The sequence below is a fragment of the Shewanella sp. SW32 genome, from assembly GCF_025653365.1.
GTDB lineage: Bacteria > Pseudomonadota > Gammaproteobacteria > Enterobacterales > Shewanellaceae > Shewanella > Shewanella oncorhynchi.
The window spans coordinates 172,462-187,271 of the sequence record NZ_JAKKSJ010000001.1 but is presented as its reverse complement, the minus strand read 5'-3'; the positions used below and the strand labels follow the sequence as shown (position 1 = coordinate 187,271).

The following is a 14,810-nucleotide window of genomic DNA, read 5'->3' as shown; positions in this document are numbered from 1 at the left end:
AGCCAATGGTTAAAAAAGTCTACTTTAGTCTAACAAATATATAAAAGAGGAAGACATTGAAGTTAATCCCTATCACATCTCTGGTTTTGTTATCCCTTGGAATATTGCCAGCAGTGCAGGCTGAAACCAGCACTAAACCGCTCACCCTAACAGACATTATGCATTTTGAATCCCTTGAAAAGCCGGTTATCTCAGATAAGGGGCAAGTCATCGCGGTCGAGTCTGCGCCCGATCGCGGGGATAGTCACGTCATTGTGAAAAATGTCCTGTCGCAGCAAAGCTATCAAATCGCGGGGGGGTCAGATCCCTTGGTGAACCACGATGGTCGTTATGTAGCTGTGGTGGTTAAACCGAGTTTGCTCACGCGTGAAACGAGTGATGCCAAGGCGAAGAAAAAACTCAAATCCGACATGGTGTTGCTCGATACTCAAACTGGCACGCAAACTCGCTTCGAGCGTGTGAAGGAATTTGTGTTCAGTGATGACGGTAAGCATCTGGCGATTTGGTTTGAGGCTGATGAAGAGTCCAAAAAAGATGCTGAGCCTAAAACTACCGAAAAACTCGCTGAAGCAGGCACACAAAGCCCTGCGAATATTGATAAGCCAAAGGTCGATAAGTTTGACCAAGGTCGACGTTTTACGTTGCTCAGTTTAGAAGACCAAACAAAGCGAATTGATGTCGAGCAGGTTACTGGCTATGTTTTTGATAAGGCAAGCCGTAGACTCGCGCTGGCAGTGAACGATATCACCAATAAGCAACATCAATTGCAGTTAGTCGATTTAAACACTCACAAAAAAACCGTTGCCTTTGATTCGCCTAGCCAACAGATTGGTGCGTTAGCGCTGGCTAAAAATGGTCGTTGGCTTGCATTTACGCAGGGCAAAGACAGCGAGTTACCTTATGGCCGCACCTATCAGTTATCGCTGGTCGATTTGCAGTCTGGCAAAATCAGTACCCCCCCTGAGTCACCCGAGTGGAAACTTAATCGCTACACAAGTTTAAGCTTCTCATTGGACAGCGAACGGTTGTTTTTTGGCCGCGTACCTGAGGTGAGTCAGCTGCTCAGTTTGCAGAAGATCACCGAAGAAAAAGACCTGTTCGATACAAATATTGTCACCGGACAGCGTGGACTTAAGGTATGGCATGGGGATGATCCTCGTATTAAGCCTAATGAAATCAAGCAATATGAGGATGAGCAAAAACGCACTTACCTTGCGGTATTGCATTTAGGCTCAAATAACGTGGTGCAGCTTGGCGATAAAACTGTTCCAGATGTGACGATTTCACAACATAAACGTTTTATGTTGGCCAGTTCAGATTTGCCCTATCGCAAGATGGCAACTTGGGCAGGGTTCTACCAAGATTATTATCTGGTCGATATTAATACTGGCAGTAAAGTGCCATTTTTGACACAACAGCCGAGTGATGCCGAGCCTACGCTGTCGGGAAATGGCAAGTATGTGGCTTATTATCAGCAAGGTAATGTGTATCTCTATGATATTGCACAGGACCGTCGCACTAATCTCACAAAATCCCTAAAGGTCAGTTTTGCCGATGAAGACCACGATTATCCATCCAGTGCTCCAGGATATGGTTTTGGTCCTTGGCTTAAAAATGATGCGGGTTTCTTGGTTTACGACAAATACGATGTTTGGCAGTTTAATACCGAATCTAAGGCGGGTTTTGCCTTAACCGCAGGTAAAGGACGCACCCAGAAAATTCAATATCGGCTTGAGGGCTTAGTCGATAATCCCGATGAGCCGACAGAGCTTGCCTATAACGCCACGGTTTTACTCCACGGTTATAGTGATAAAACCAAGGCCGATGGTTTTTATCAAGCCACCTTGGGCGAAGCGGGTGTGAAGACGTTGATGCAAGGTGAGTATAAGCTGACAGTATTGGGACGCAGTAAAGACGGCGATACTATCGTGTTTTCTAAGGAGCGTTTTGACTTATTCCCTGACGTGTATACGGCCAGCTATAGCGCACCGCAAAATGCAGTTAAGCAAACCGATTTAGATAAGCAGCGTCAAGCCTTTAACTGGAGCCAATCCGAGTTAGTTCACTGGACAAATGGCGATGGTAAACTGTTAGATGGCGTGCTGATTAAGCCGACGAATTATCAAGAGGGTAAGCGCTATCCTGTACTGGTTTATTACTATCGCTTTATGACGGATAGACTGCACGCCTTCCCGCAGATGAACATTAACCACAGACCTAACTTTGCTTGGTACATCAATAATGGCTATGCGGTGTTCCTACCGGACATTCGCTTTGAAATTGGTTACCCAGGGGCGAGTTCAGTACAAGCGCTCACGTCTGGCGTGCAAAAGCTGATTGAGATAGGCATTGCCGATCCCGATGCTATTGGTTTGCAAGGTCATTCTTGGAGTGGCTATCAAACGGCGTTTGCCATTACTCAAACTAGGATGTTTAAGGCGGCGGTTGCAGGTGCTCCAGTATCGAACATGACCAGTGCCTATAGCGGTATTCGCCACGGCACAGGTATTGCGCGTCAGTTCCAATATGAAACCGGACAGAGTCGTATTGGAGCAAGTTTGTTTGCCGCGCCGCAAAAGTATATTGAAAACTCGCCAGTATTTTATGCTGACCGTATTCAAACGCCTTTGATGATCATGTTTGGTGATAAGGACGATGCAGTGCCTTGGGAACAAGGTGTTGAAATGTACTTAGCCATGCGCCGTGCGGGTAAAGAGGTGGTGTTCTTACAATACGAGGATGAGCCGCATCACTTGAAAAAGTACCCGAACAAGCTCGATTACAGCATTCGCATGATGCAATATTTCGACCATTATCTGAAGGGAAAACCCGCGCCAGAATGGCTCAGCAAAGGCGAAGCCTATGTTGAGTATAAGGCCGATGATGAATAGGAAATTGGCTTAGTTGTTTTACAATTGAGTCAATTCGTTGATTGTCAAAATAAAAACGCTACCGATTCGGTGGCGTTTTTATTTAACTGTCAGTCGTATTTATTTACTGGTTAATGTCTCTTGGGCAGAGTTGAGGGCTGTGTCAGTATCTGCATCGAGATATTGCTTATAGGTATCTTGACCCCAAGCAATCAATTGATCATTTTTAAAAATAAGTGGGGTACATTCCTCTTTCGTGGTCACACCGTCTGATTTTTCATGGTGAGTGCGATAAAAGAGCACCTGTAGCTTGGTTTCTTTTACGGCTTTGGCCTCTGAAAAGTCAGCTTTACCTAGTAACTGTTTTACTGAAATGATATTTTGCCCTAGCGCTAACTCGTTCATTTTTTGGCTGTTATAGGATTGTCTGTCCTCCCAACTCATGTCATCTGGCGTAGGTTCATAAACGAGTACCACCACCGCGACAAAGGCGACGTAGGCGGCGAAAATGCTACCGATGATTACCGAAACTTTTGATTTCATTTACAGTTATTCCTTTACCTCATTAAATGAGTCACGTTATTACGTCCATAAAATACGCTTTTGTTGTTCTAAGGTAAATGCGTTAATTGCAACTTTATATTAACAGATGTTTAGGCTGGATTGATTGGGCTTTCAGGCAGGCAGTTATTATCAGGCAAGGAGTTCATCACGCGAAAATCTTTTAAATTAATATTGAGTGGCAGGTCTGTTTGTAACTGCGCGAGTTTATAGCTGAGTCTTGCCATCTCCTTACCTTCGGCAAGTTTTTTGGCTTGTTTAGCGCCTAAGTTAGATAGCGATGAAAACAAGGTTGGTAAGCTTCTAAAGGTTTTCAATAATTCGGCGGCTGATTTAGGGCCAATGCCTGCAATACCGGGAATTTTATTACCGCTATCGCCCGCTAATGCCATCAAGTCGAGAAATTGACTGCGTTCGACACCGAGTTTTTGTTCCAATGCAGCGATATCTAAGTACTGCTGATTAAAGTGATCCCACTGGCTGATTTGGCGATGATTGAGCTGACTAAAACCTTTGTCGGTGGACACAATTATGGCTTCACCCTGCGCTTTGGCGGTTTTTATCGCTAGAGTGGCAATCACATCATCGGCTTCAGCCGCCGCATAAATAGAGCCAATGTTCATCATGGTTAAGTGATCTTGCAGCGCAGCAAGGCCTTTTGCCAGCGGCTCTGGCATAGGTTTACGGCCTTTTTTGTAATCGGGGTAAAGCTGTTTACGCCATGAGATTTCATCACCGTCCCACACGATAGCTACATGGGTAGGGCGATGCACCCGCAGCAGTTTAGTACACGCCAAACTGACGCGCTCTGTGAGGCTTTGCATATCGGATTCATCGGGGATCGCCGCATAGATGCGGCGAACCAAGTTGAGACCATCGATGATTAAAAACTTGTTCATGGGGTGTTGTTGCTTCGCTCTCTATTTCACTATTTGATAGCAAGGAATATAGGCGCTTCCTGGAAGCTTCATTCTTTGTTGTTGTACAAATGCACTCAAGAGTTTATCCATCATATCCATGAGCTTGGGATCGCCTTTTAATTGGAAGGGTCCATCACGCTCTATGTGCTTGATTGTTTCCGACTTGACGTTACCCGCCACTATACCCGAAAACGCTTTACGCAGGTTGGCGGCTAATTCGGCTTTGTTGGTTTGGAAGTGTAGATCTAAGTTTGCCATCACTTCGTGGCTTGGGATAAAAGGTAACTGAAACTCAGACTCTATCTTCAGTGCCCACTGATATTGGTAAGCATCACCTGTTGAGCGGCGATAGGCTTTTACTTGCTCCATTCCTTGCTTCATGATGCGTGCCACTTCAGTGGGATTATCTATGATAATTTGGTACTTTTTCTGAGCTTCGGGTCCTAAGGTTGAGGCAATAAACTCATCAATCTTAATGAAGTAATCTGCGCTCTCCGTTGGGCCTGTGAGTATCAGCGGGAAAGGCGTTTGTTGGTTTTCTTCGTTAAGTAAAATACCCAATATATAGAGCAATTCTTCAGCTGTGCCAGCACCGCCAGGGAAGATAATAATACCATGACCTAAGCGCACGAAAGCTTCGAGGCGCTTTTCAATATCGGGTAAGATCACCAGTTCATTGACAATTTGATTCGGTGGCTCGGCGGCAATAATACTTGGTTCAGTTAAACCAATATATCGTGCATTTTTAATCCGTTGCTTGGCATGGCCTATCGCCGCACCTTTCATCGGACCTTCCATCGCACCTGGACCACAGCCAGTACAAATATCTAATTCCCTCAGGCCAAGTTGATAACCTACCTCACGTGTGTACTGGTATTCGATGGCATTAATACTGTGTCCGCCCCAACAGACGACCACATTAGGGTCTTTCATCGGTGCTATTGCCCGCGCATTACGCAGAATATCAAACACCACATTGGTGATATGGTGGGCATTGGTCAGATTAATGTGTTTTAGTGAGTCATATCTATCACTGATATAAAGGATATCGCGTAAGACTGAGAACAGATGCTCTTGAATTCCCGTGATAATTTGACCATCGACAAAGGCTTGTTCGGGGGGATTGATCAGTTCTAATTTTACCCCGCGCTCCCGTTGTAGAACGTTGATGTCGAAATCATGGTATTGCTCGAATAGGGCTTTAGAGTTGTCGTTTTTTAAACCCGCGGCAAGCACTGCTAAGGAGCAGTTGCGGTACAGTTGGTATAGGGCACTTTTGGCACTATTTTTGAGTCGATCAACTTCAAGTTGCGAAAGCTGATCCATGCTGCCTTTTGGGCTGACTTTTACTATCATTTACCACTCCTTCGTCATGACAGGAGTGATTAGAGGAGGCGTATAGTGGGGCTTAATTATACGTCAATCACAACCCTGTCTCTGCTTTCGTGTTTCGCTTTGTAGAGTGCTGCATCGGCGCGTTCAAAGGTCTCATGTATGAGTTCACTTCCCATAACTTGCGCAGCCCCTATAGATACTGTAACTGTAATTCTCTGATTTTTAAATTTAAATGGAATATTTTTTACTTTCTCGCGCACTCTGTTTAAAAGTTGAGCGATATCAGCAGGGGCCACATCAGGTAATAGCAGTACAAATTCTTCGCCGCCATAGCGGGCTACAAATTCTGTATCTCGCAGGGAGTTTTTCAATGCCATTGCTATAACTTGCAAGGTTTTATCACCTGTGCTGTGACCAAAACTGTCGTTGATGGTTTTGAAGTGATCGATATCGGCAACGGCAACCCACAACGGGGACTTATGCCGTTGATAGTTACGGTATTCTAGCTCCATGCGCTCTTCTAATGCAGCACGGTTAGGCAATTGAGTTAAGCTGTCGAGTAAGTTGAGTTTTTGTTGTTCAAACAAACGCTCTTTGTAGGTGTTAGCCTCACTACTTAACTCATTAAGCTCTTTGCGCATTGTCTCCATCGACTTGCGAAGCAAGGCTTGCTCTCTTTGCTCTAGGGCTTCTTTACGGGCTAATGCCGAGCGGATAGAGTTAAGTTGCTCTGTTAGTTGAGCTTTAAGGTCAACGACGTCTTCCACATCGATAATGATTTCACCTGCGTTATCGACGCGGGTGTTAATCTCACGATTTAGCTGGGTTTTTAATTGGAAGCTACGTTGATTGTGATTGTAAGATTCGCTCACCACCTCACGCACCGCGGTTAAGGCATCATTGAGTGCAAACAAAAACTCTTGGGATGCCGATTTCTCGCGGGCGATGTTATCAAGCAATAACGCTAAAATGGTTTGGTAGGCTTCGAGCAAGCTATCAACTTCAATCTCAGAAGAGAGTACTTCTTTGATCACTAATACTTGGTCACGTTGATCTTTACGGAACTCGATTTCCGAAATCATCTGCGCCAGCTCATGGGCTAGCTGCCTGTGTTTTGGTAAGACATCAAGTTTTTCAGATTCGCTAAATTGTAGCTGTAATATGGTTTCGTAGAAGCCAATGATTTGCTTAACTTTAGGTATATATTCCCACACAGTATGAAAAGGTTTTGCTAGATCTTGCTTGAAGTAATTGACTTCTTTTTTGAGCTTTTCAGGTGCAGAGTTAACGCGTTGGATCTGACGGATCACCTGTGATAAACCAGTACGACTCTCTTCGAGTTGTACCATCACATGGTGATATTGGCCTTTTAGCAGGCGCTCGACATCAACTAATTCTGGCAATGCCTCATCGACTCGCTCAAACGTATTTAAGTTATGGCGAAGTTTGGCGAGTTTATTATCCAGCTCAAGATTTTGCCCTTTACAGGCGAGGCTTAAGTGACCAATAAATTGGAGTAATGTCTGTAACTTTGCATTTCTATCTTCATTAACTTCATCAAGGGCAAGTTTGGCCGAATGGAGTTTCTGTTGCAGCAAGGCAAGTTGTGAAACTGTAGCGCTTGAATCCTTCATCCTGAGTATTGTCCTAACTCTGCAAGGCTAAAAAACATGACAATCCTATGTCCAGATTAGCTGTTAACTCATATGATACTAATGTTATAACACTGGGCGTAGAGTGCAAATGCGATTTACCAGTGACTCTGTGATTAATTACCGATATTGATCAAATATTTTCCAGTAATTGCCTATCTTGGTTATTTTCCCAGCAAGGCCAGCGAATATCCTCTTTATTGCCGTTGGTCTCTAATCTGATTAATCCACGCTCAATGCCTTTTTCAAGGTGCAAAAATAACGGATTTGCAAATAAGCTCAAAGGAACAAAGTCGAGGGCTCTGAGAGCGACATAATAGTCGTTATTACCACCTAAACTACGGGCACAGGCAAGCGCCATCTGCACTGTTTCAAATTTTAATTTCGCGGCCATTTTAATTTCTGATTTAGCTAAAAGTGGCAAATGCGCAAAGCCAAGACGGAAATGATGTGTGATTTGCTGTTCATCGAGTTTCAGGCGTACTTGGCTGAGTATTTGTGTCGGCTCAATAGGTTGCGTGAACCGAACCGCAAATACCCCTTGGCGTACCACATAAACAGATGCTGCAAGTGCATCCGTTAGATGATTGGCAATTTGCGCTGTTACTGCATCACTAAAATATTGGCCATAGTCCAGATCCGCCGTAAGTTGGGTGGGAAAGGCGATAATCGCGAGTGCCGTTGTGGATTCCTGACTTTGATTATGGCTTAAGTGCGCTAATAATGCGGCATACCCTAAATTGTGAGTGAAGGGTTCCTGCAGCGTTAATTGAGTTAATGCCGCGTTTTTAGCCATTATTTTGCGACGATTTTGTAGCATGAAAATAATCACGAGCAGCAAGAGTCCGGCAATAAGGCTGCAAATGAGCAGTAGCGTGTGAGTGTTGTTGCTTTCTTTCACTGTCTCAACGAGTTTTCCCTGTAGCATGTTGAGCTCAAGTTTTAGCTGTTGCTCTGCAAGGGCAGAGGCCGACATTGGGGAGTCTTTATCTGTCTCAGCTGGCTTTTTACCTAGCTCAATGATACGGGCTTGGGCATCGATGGTTTTTGATAATTCACCTAATTTCTTCGCCGCCGAGGCGATAAGTGTGAGTGCGGATTTTTGTTCATCGACCAGTTTTAAATCGACCGCGAGTGCTAATGCGATATCGGCATGGGCCATCATCAGCGGCCAATCTTGGTTGGTTTGGGCGATTTCACCAATTAAGAGTTCGTTATAAACTTGATAGTGATGGCTTTGTTTTTCTTTGAATATTTGATTGGCCATCAGTAAATATTTTAGGGCGTTAACATTGTCTTTAATATTTGAGTAGGCTTGTCCTAAATTATGGAAATTAAGCCCCTGTGCGATGTAGTTACCGCGTTTTGCATCTAATTGCTGGGCATTTAGGTAGTAATCAATCGCTTTATGCCAATCCCCTTGTTCGCCATAGACCATAGCGATCACTGTCATACAACTTGAAAGATAAGTGTCATTGCCCATTTTTTTAAATCCAGCCGCGGCTTCATGAGCGTTTTTAAGCGCTTCATCCCACTGCTTTAAATCACGATATACCTTAGAAAGTTGTAATTGCAGATTGGTTTTCATTGATGGGTAATTAGAACGATTGGAGATCCGAATCGCTTCACTATAATGCTGTAATGATTTTGTAAGCTGCTGATTAAAATTGTAATAAAAGCCAAGCCTCGCTTCAGCCGCCGCGATTAAGTAATCGTTTCTGAGTTTATAGGCAATGTCGCGGTATGTGTGGAAGTGCATCAGTGCAGGCACTTCCTGGCGGATCAATAAATGTAAGCCACCTAGATGTTCATGAATATTGTGTTTAAGAATTAATGCTTCGATGTCATAGCTGTCGTTGATGCGGGTGAGCGCTTCATTATAAAGACCAATCGCTTCTTGATATTTCTGTTCCGTACGGCCAAGGTAACGGCCATTTAACATGGCGACCATGGCAAGTTCGTAGGGCGATTGCGCCGCAGTCGATAGGAGTTCAATCAAGCTTTTTGCGTTTTGAAAATCGACCTTGGTTTTAACGTTTGGCTCCATATTGAGGCGGGCCAGCAAATACAAAATCTGTTCAAATTCGAGTGGATTGTAGCCTTGCTCTTGGGCTGCGCGCTCAAATTGGTCACGGTTTTGAAAAGCGAGGGGAAAGGAAATCGTTTTGTTGAGCGCATCATACATTTGCTGTGGTGATTCTCTTAACTCAACCTCATCCGCTTCGAGATCTCGGCTTTGGACTGTAAAAGGCAGTGACAGCAACAAAGTAAATAAAATAACCGTGAGTTTTTGCATTTGAACTGTGATTCCTCATTCCTTTAGTCAAGGAACTTATTTTGTTAGCTTTTGTTAGCGCCTAATGAGGATGCTACATCGACTTGTTATACTTGGAAAAATCATAAGAAGCATAATAACAGAAGGAAGCAAGAGTGAAACCCAACAGACTATCAATCTTGATATTGAGCGCATTATTTTCGGGTCAAGTATTGGCCGATGTGAAATACCAAATCGACCTTATTAAACCCGAACACCATATTGCCCAAGTGAGTGTCACTTTTCCTGAAGTGAAGACGAACGATTTTACGGTGAATCTCCCTGTGTGGCGGACGGGCAAATATCAAGTATTGCCTTTGGCCGATGGTGTGCGCTTATTTAGTGCTAAAGATAGTCAAGGTCATGAACTGCAATGGAAGCGCACCGCGAGCGGTGAATGGCAAGTGGCGCTCACGCAGCCAACCCGTGTTACCGTCAGTTATCAATTGTATGCTAATGAATTAGGCCAAAGGGTGCGCCATATTGACGCGAGCCATGCCTATTTAGATGCTAGCGGTGTGTTCATGTACAGTCCGCAATTTCGCTCTGAACCAATATCCGTAGAATTAAAAGTGCCTAAAAATTGGCAAAGTTACTCTGGGATGTCATCGGGTAAGGCCGCTCATTCCTTTATTGCCCCTAATTATGATGTGTTGATCGACTCCCCGATTGAAACTGGTGTGAGTACTCATAAACAATTTAGTGCTAATGGTAAAAACTATGAATTGGTGTTTTGGGGGGAAGGTAACTATGACACGGATAAAATAGTAAAGGATCTTAAAGCCTTAAGCGGTCAAGCTAAGGTGATTTGGGATGATTATCCTTTTGATCGTTACGTTTATATGGTGCATGCAACGAGTGGTGCCAGTGGCGCGACAGAACATTTAAACTCTACTGTCATTCAACTGCCGCGCTTTAGTTTCCGTGAACGCAAGGACTACCTGCGCTTTATTAGCACTGCATCCCATGAGTTTATCCATACCTGGAACGTGAAGGCTTATCGCCCCGAGGGATTAGTTCCCTACGATTATCAACATGAAAACATGACGGAATTACTGTGGATGGCTGAAGGTTCTACCAGTTATTTTCAAGATCAGTTGCTGTTGCGGGCTGGAGTGATAACAGTTAAAGAGTTCCTCGAAGATTTAGCCAAGCGCGTCGAGAAAAACCAACTCAATCCAGGTCGTGAAACTCAATCTGTGGCAGAGGCGAGTGCAGGGGAGTGGAGCAGTATCGGTGGCGATTATGCCATTAACCACAGTGTAAATATTTACTCAGAGGGTTACTTAACCTCTTTAGCCTTAGATTTTTCATTACTGCAAGACTCCGAGCTTAAGTATTCATATCGCGATGTGCACCGTCGTTTATATCAAGAACATCGCGTACCAAAAGGCTATGGTGTTAGTGATGTTCAGTACATTCTTAAAGACTTATCCGGCAAAGATTATGCACCTTGGTGGCAAGTCAATGTGAATAGTCCCATGAGTTTAGATTTCCCAGAATTATTATCACAGGCTGGGTTAAATCTGTCCTATGGTAAAGATTCAAAAGCTGAGGCATTTGCGGGAATGACCTTGAGCAGCACCCATGGCTCTTTAGTGTTAGACCAAGTGTTGCGTAATGGTCCTGCTTGGCAAGCGGGCATAGTTGCGGGGGATGAAGTATTAGCGATTAATGGTCTCAAGGTGACTGCTGCGGGTTTCTATAAGCGCATCAAAGACTTTAAGGTTGGCGATAGTGTAGAGGTGACATTATTTAGCAACGATAAAATCAAGCAAGTACAGCTCACCCTTGGCGAGCAACAAAGCGGTAAGCTAGTGCTCAAGGGGGATGCAAAAGCGACTAAACAGCAAAAAGCTTTCTTCAAGACTTGGTTAGGCATTGATTGGCCGTTTGACAATAAAGGCGAGTTAGCGACTAAAGCTTAATGTGGTTATGACTTCATATTTAGCATCTAAATGCCTTTGTCTTAAAGCCACCTAAAGTAAAATCGTCATAAAAAAGGCGCAACCATTATTTTGATGGGGGCGCCTTTTCTTATCTTGTACGGCTCAGTCTAACAAGCGAGTTGCAGAACTCGTCTGCTTAACGAGTTTTGCTTAAACTTGTGCGTCTTCGAGTCCACCAAGGGCGGCCACGAGTGCATGCATCAAGGCGACTAACTCGCTGCCCATTAGGGCAAAGTCTGCATCTAAACGAGCCATAGGATCGTCAGTGCCGACTTCATCGTTCCCTGCTCTAAATTCTTCAGAGAATTTAAGGCGCTTCACGCTGGCATCTGATTGCAATAATAGTGCAATCGATTGGCCGAAATGCAGCGCTAACTTGTGTACTTGCTTACCTGTAGCTAAGTGAGCTAACACTTCGTCTTCTTTCAAATCCTGCTGCTTAAAGCGCACAATTCCGCCTTCATCAGCTTCAGATTTTAGCTCGGCTTCGTCTTGCATTTCAAAGGGTAATGGTGCGCTGCCAAGTTTTAGCCATTCAGTTAAATTGGATTCGACTGGCGCTTTAAAGCTCAGTGGGATCACAGGTAAACTGCCGAGCGCTTTACGTAATAACGCTAATAATTCTTCGGCCTTAGTAGCACTTGAACTATCAACGAGGATCATTTCTAGCTCAGGCAAAATCAAGGCGTGGGTTTGGCTTCGGCGCGAGAAAGCGCGTGGCAGTAGGCTAGTGATGATTTCATCTTTTAGCGCATCTTTTTCTTTTTTCGCCAGTTTACGATTTTCTTCATCTTCAATGAGAGCCACTTTTTCTTCTAAGGCTTCTTTGATCACTTGGCCTGGCAGAATTTTCTCTTCTTTAGTCACGCAGATCAGATGGCGATTGTCAGCGCTATGGACCAAAGAACTGCCTTTTTTGCCTAACGCATTTGAGAAACCAAATTTACTGACATCTTGGCTTGAGCAGGGGGAGAAAGTGAAATCGGCCAACGCAGTTTCTAGCGCTTCGGTTTCGACGGCAAAAGGTTTATTGAAACGATAAAGAGTAAGATTTTTAAACCACATAAGAGGCGCCCATTGAAAATTAAAGTGGCAGTTTACGGCATAGTTTGGGCGGGGTAAACCTGTGTTCAATAGCTGATTTTTAACTGAGGATCAGAATTCATTAAACTGTAACATAATAATTAGCTTAGCTGCAGCCCTCATTTTTACTGGGTTTTATGCCTGGCTTCGCGTCAGCTTTTTTGCATGCCAACGTTAATGGTCACAATTGAAATAAAATTGAAACACATTCATTGCAAACTTTCGGTCGTTCCAAACCAATAACCAAGACGAACATAACGTCGAAAGGATTAAATGATGAACGTTTTTTGTAAAACTCTACTTGCTTCTGCGCTAGCTTCTGCAACTCTGGCTTCAGCTAATGCCGCTGAGCCACTGACTGTTTATGGTAAGTTGAATGTCACTGCTCAATCAAATGATGAGAAAGGTGATGCTACAACAACTATTCAAAGTAATGCTTCTCGTTTTGGTGTGAAGGGTGATTTTGCGCTGTCTAGCTCGCTGGAAGCTTTCTACACAGTGGAATATCAAGTTGATACAGGTGCAGCATCAAGCGATAACTTTACTGCACGTAACCAATTTGTTGGTTTGAAAGGCGCATTTGGTTCGTTCTCTGTGGGTCGTAATGATACCTTGTTGAAAATTTCTCAAGGTGATGTTGATCAGTTTAACGACCTTTCAGGTGACTTAGGTAAGCTGTTCAAGGGTGAAGTTCGCGCTGCTCAAACGGCGACTTACCTTACGCCTTCCTTTGGTGATTTTGTATTCGGTGTTACCTATGTTGCCGAAGGAAATGATGTAAAAGGTCAATTTGCTCAAGATGGTTTTAGCTTAGCGGCCATGTATGGTGATGCGAAACTGAAGAAAACACCCGTTTATGCATCTCTTGCTTATGACTCAGATGTGTCTGGATATGAGATTGTTCGTGCCAGCTTACAAGCTAAGTTAGTCGGTATTAAACTGGGTGGTATGTACCAGCAACAAGAGCAAACCTATAAATTTGATTCTGCAACGTCGATGCCAGTTGAAGTCACTGCAGAAAGTGCTAACGGCTATCTATTAAGCGCTGCCTATGATATCGATGCTGTTACTTTAAAAGCTCAGTTCCAAGATATGGAAGAACTTGGTGATTCATGGTCGGTAGGTGCAGACTACAGCTTAGGTAAGCCAACTAAACTATTCGCTTTCTACACGAACCGTTCGTTAGAAGCGTCTACAGATGATGACAAATACATTGGTGTTGGCTTAGAACACAAATTCTAAATCCAGCATTAAAACTCAATTAAGGAGGCATATAGCCTCCTTTTTTATTGCTATAAACAAACAGTTATATAAACTTATTATGACAAATATTACTACTATATGGCTCAAGCGGCGTGCTTATTCATAAATCTGTAATAAAAATGACTAATAATAGCCGTGTTGACATTCACTGACAGAAAATCACTTATGACTGCAAGGATATTGATAGTAGAAGACGAGTTGGCCATCCGCGAGATGCTGACTTTTGTAATGGAACAGCATGGGTTTACAACCTCTGCGGCGGAAGATTTTGATTCGGCCATTGCGCTGCTAAAGGAGCCTTACCCCGATCTGATTTTATTGGATTGGATGTTTCCTGGCGGAAGTGGTATTCAATTGGCGAAACGCTTAAAGCAAGATGAGTTTACGCGCCAAATTCCGATCATTATGTTAACCGCCCGCGGTGAAGAGGAAGATAAAGTCAAAGGCCTCGAAGTTGGCGCCGATGATTACATCACTAAACCTTTTTCCCCTAAAGAGCTGGTCGCACGTATTAAAGCCGTATTGCGTCGCAGTGCACCGACTCGTTTAGAAGAAACCATTGATGTACAGGGCTTAATGCTCGATCCTGTGAGTCACAGGGTGAGTGTGGGTGAAACTGTATTAGATATGGGCCCAACCGAATTTCGTTTATTACACTTTTTCATGACCCATCCTGAGCGTGTTTACAGCCGTGAACAGCTGCTCGATAATGTGTGGGGCACCAATGTGTATGTTGAAGACAGAACCGTTGACGTGCATATCAGACGCCTTCGTAAAGCCGTTGAAGAGTCTGGTCATGATCGCTTGATCCAAACGGTTCGTGGCGCTGGTTATCGTTTCTCTACACGCATTTAGTGCTGAAT

The 14,810-nt window shown here is 43.9% G+C and carries 10 protein-coding genes; 4 read left to right on the top strand and 6 right to left on the bottom strand.

All coding sequences use genetic code 11. From position 1 onward, the window contains the following. Positions 1-56 precede the first annotated feature (56 nt). Positions 57-2,891, top strand: a complete 2,835-nt coding sequence (locus L5M28_RS00725) for a S9 family peptidase (protein ID WP_263202109.1) — start codon at positions 57-59, stop codon at positions 2,889-2,891. A gap of 99 nt (positions 2,892-2,990) precedes the next feature. On the opposite strand, the gene L5M28_RS00720 is transcribed toward L5M28_RS00725, so the two are convergent. The 5 genes from L5M28_RS00720 to L5M28_RS00700 all read right to left on the bottom strand — a co-directional run bounded on the left by L5M28_RS00720 (position 2,991) and on the right by L5M28_RS00700 (position 9,634). After that, on the bottom strand, positions 2,991-3,413 hold the full coding sequence (locus L5M28_RS00720) for a DUF3192 domain-containing protein (RefSeq protein ID WP_263196234.1): 423 nt from the start codon (positions 3,411-3,413) through the stop codon (positions 2,991-2,993). 110 nt (positions 3,414-3,523) lie between these two features. Next, positions 3,524-4,330: a flap endonuclease Xni gene (gene xni, locus L5M28_RS00715; protein WP_263196233.1), complete on the bottom strand. Its 807-nt coding sequence runs from the start codon at positions 4,328-4,330 to the stop codon at positions 3,524-3,526. Between the two features lie 21 nt (positions 4,331-4,351). After that, on the bottom strand, positions 4,352-5,707 hold the full coding sequence (ppnN, locus tag L5M28_RS00710) for a nucleotide 5'-monophosphate nucleosidase PpnN (protein WP_263196231.1): 1,356 nt from the start codon (positions 5,705-5,707) through the stop codon (positions 4,352-4,354). A 56-nt stretch (positions 5,708-5,763) separates the two neighbouring features. After that, positions 5,764-7,320 carry a GGDEF domain-containing protein gene (locus L5M28_RS00705; protein ID WP_113941035.1) on the bottom strand — a complete coding sequence of 519 codons (1,557 nt, stop codon included), beginning with the start codon at positions 7,318-7,320 and terminating at the stop codon, positions 5,764-5,766. 151 nt (positions 7,321-7,471) lie between these two features. Continuing rightward, entirely contained in the window at positions 7,472-9,634 is a 2,163-nt protein-coding gene (locus L5M28_RS00700) for a tetratricopeptide repeat protein (protein WP_263202106.1), read from the bottom strand. 134 nt (positions 9,635-9,768) lie between these two features. On the opposite strand from L5M28_RS00700, the gene L5M28_RS00695 reads away from it, so the two are divergent. Beyond that, positions 9,769-11,580 carry a M61 family metallopeptidase gene (locus L5M28_RS00695; protein ID WP_263202105.1) on the top strand — a complete coding sequence of 604 codons (1,812 nt, stop codon included), beginning with the start codon at positions 9,769-9,771 and terminating at the stop codon, positions 11,578-11,580. Positions 11,581-11,751: 171 nt separating this feature from the next. Here the strand turns inward: L5M28_RS00695 and rdgC are convergent, their stop codons facing one another. Beyond that, the gene (gene rdgC / locus L5M28_RS00690) at positions 11,752-12,666 is read right to left on the bottom strand and encodes a recombination-associated protein RdgC (protein ID WP_113941038.1); all 915 of its coding nucleotides are present in this window, start codon (positions 12,664-12,666) and stop codon (positions 11,752-11,754) included. A 291-nt stretch (positions 12,667-12,957) separates the two neighbouring features. Between rdgC and L5M28_RS00685 the strand changes: the two genes are divergently transcribed. Together L5M28_RS00685 and phoB are read left to right on the top strand one after the other, a co-directional pair. Beyond that, complete coding sequence (locus L5M28_RS00685) at positions 12,958-13,926, top strand: porin (RefSeq protein ID WP_263202104.1); 969 nt, start codon at positions 12,958-12,960, stop codon at positions 13,924-13,926. Between the two features lie 186 nt (positions 13,927-14,112). Beyond that, the gene (phoB, locus tag L5M28_RS00680) at positions 14,113-14,802 is read left to right on the top strand and encodes a phosphate regulon transcriptional regulator PhoB (protein ID WP_006085167.1); all 690 of its coding nucleotides are present in this window, start codon (positions 14,113-14,115) and stop codon (positions 14,800-14,802) included. Positions 14,803-14,810 lie beyond the last annotated feature (8 nt).

Bases quoted from the DNA above. Each gene is read 5' to 3' on its own strand.
- L5M28_RS00720 (WP_263196234.1), bottom strand. From the start codon at position 3,413: ATGAAATCAAAAGTTTCGGTAATCATCGGTAGCATTTTCGCCGCCTAC.
- xni (WP_263196233.1), bottom strand. From the start codon at position 4,330: ATGAACAAGTTTTTAATCATCGATGGTCTCAACTTGGTTCGCCGCATC.
- ppnN (WP_263196231.1), bottom strand. From the start codon at position 5,707: ATGATAGTAAAAGTCAGCCCAAAAGGCAGCATGGATCAGCTTTCGCAA.
- L5M28_RS00705 (WP_113941035.1), bottom strand. From the start codon at position 7,320: ATGAAGGATTCAAGCGCTACAGTTTCACAACTTGCCTTGCTGCAACAG.
- L5M28_RS00700 (WP_263202106.1), bottom strand. From the start codon at position 9,634: ATGCAAAAACTCACGGTTATTTTATTTACTTTGTTGCTGTCACTGCCT.
- rdgC (WP_113941038.1), bottom strand. From the start codon at position 12,666: ATGTGGTTTAAAAATCTTACTCTTTATCGTTTCAATAAACCTTTTGCC.
- L5M28_RS00685 (WP_263202104.1), top strand. From the start codon at position 12,958: ATGATGAACGTTTTTTGTAAAACTCTACTTGCTTCTGCGCTAGCTTCT.
- phoB (WP_006085167.1), top strand. From the start codon at position 14,113: ATGACTGCAAGGATATTGATAGTAGAAGACGAGTTGGCCATCCGCGAG.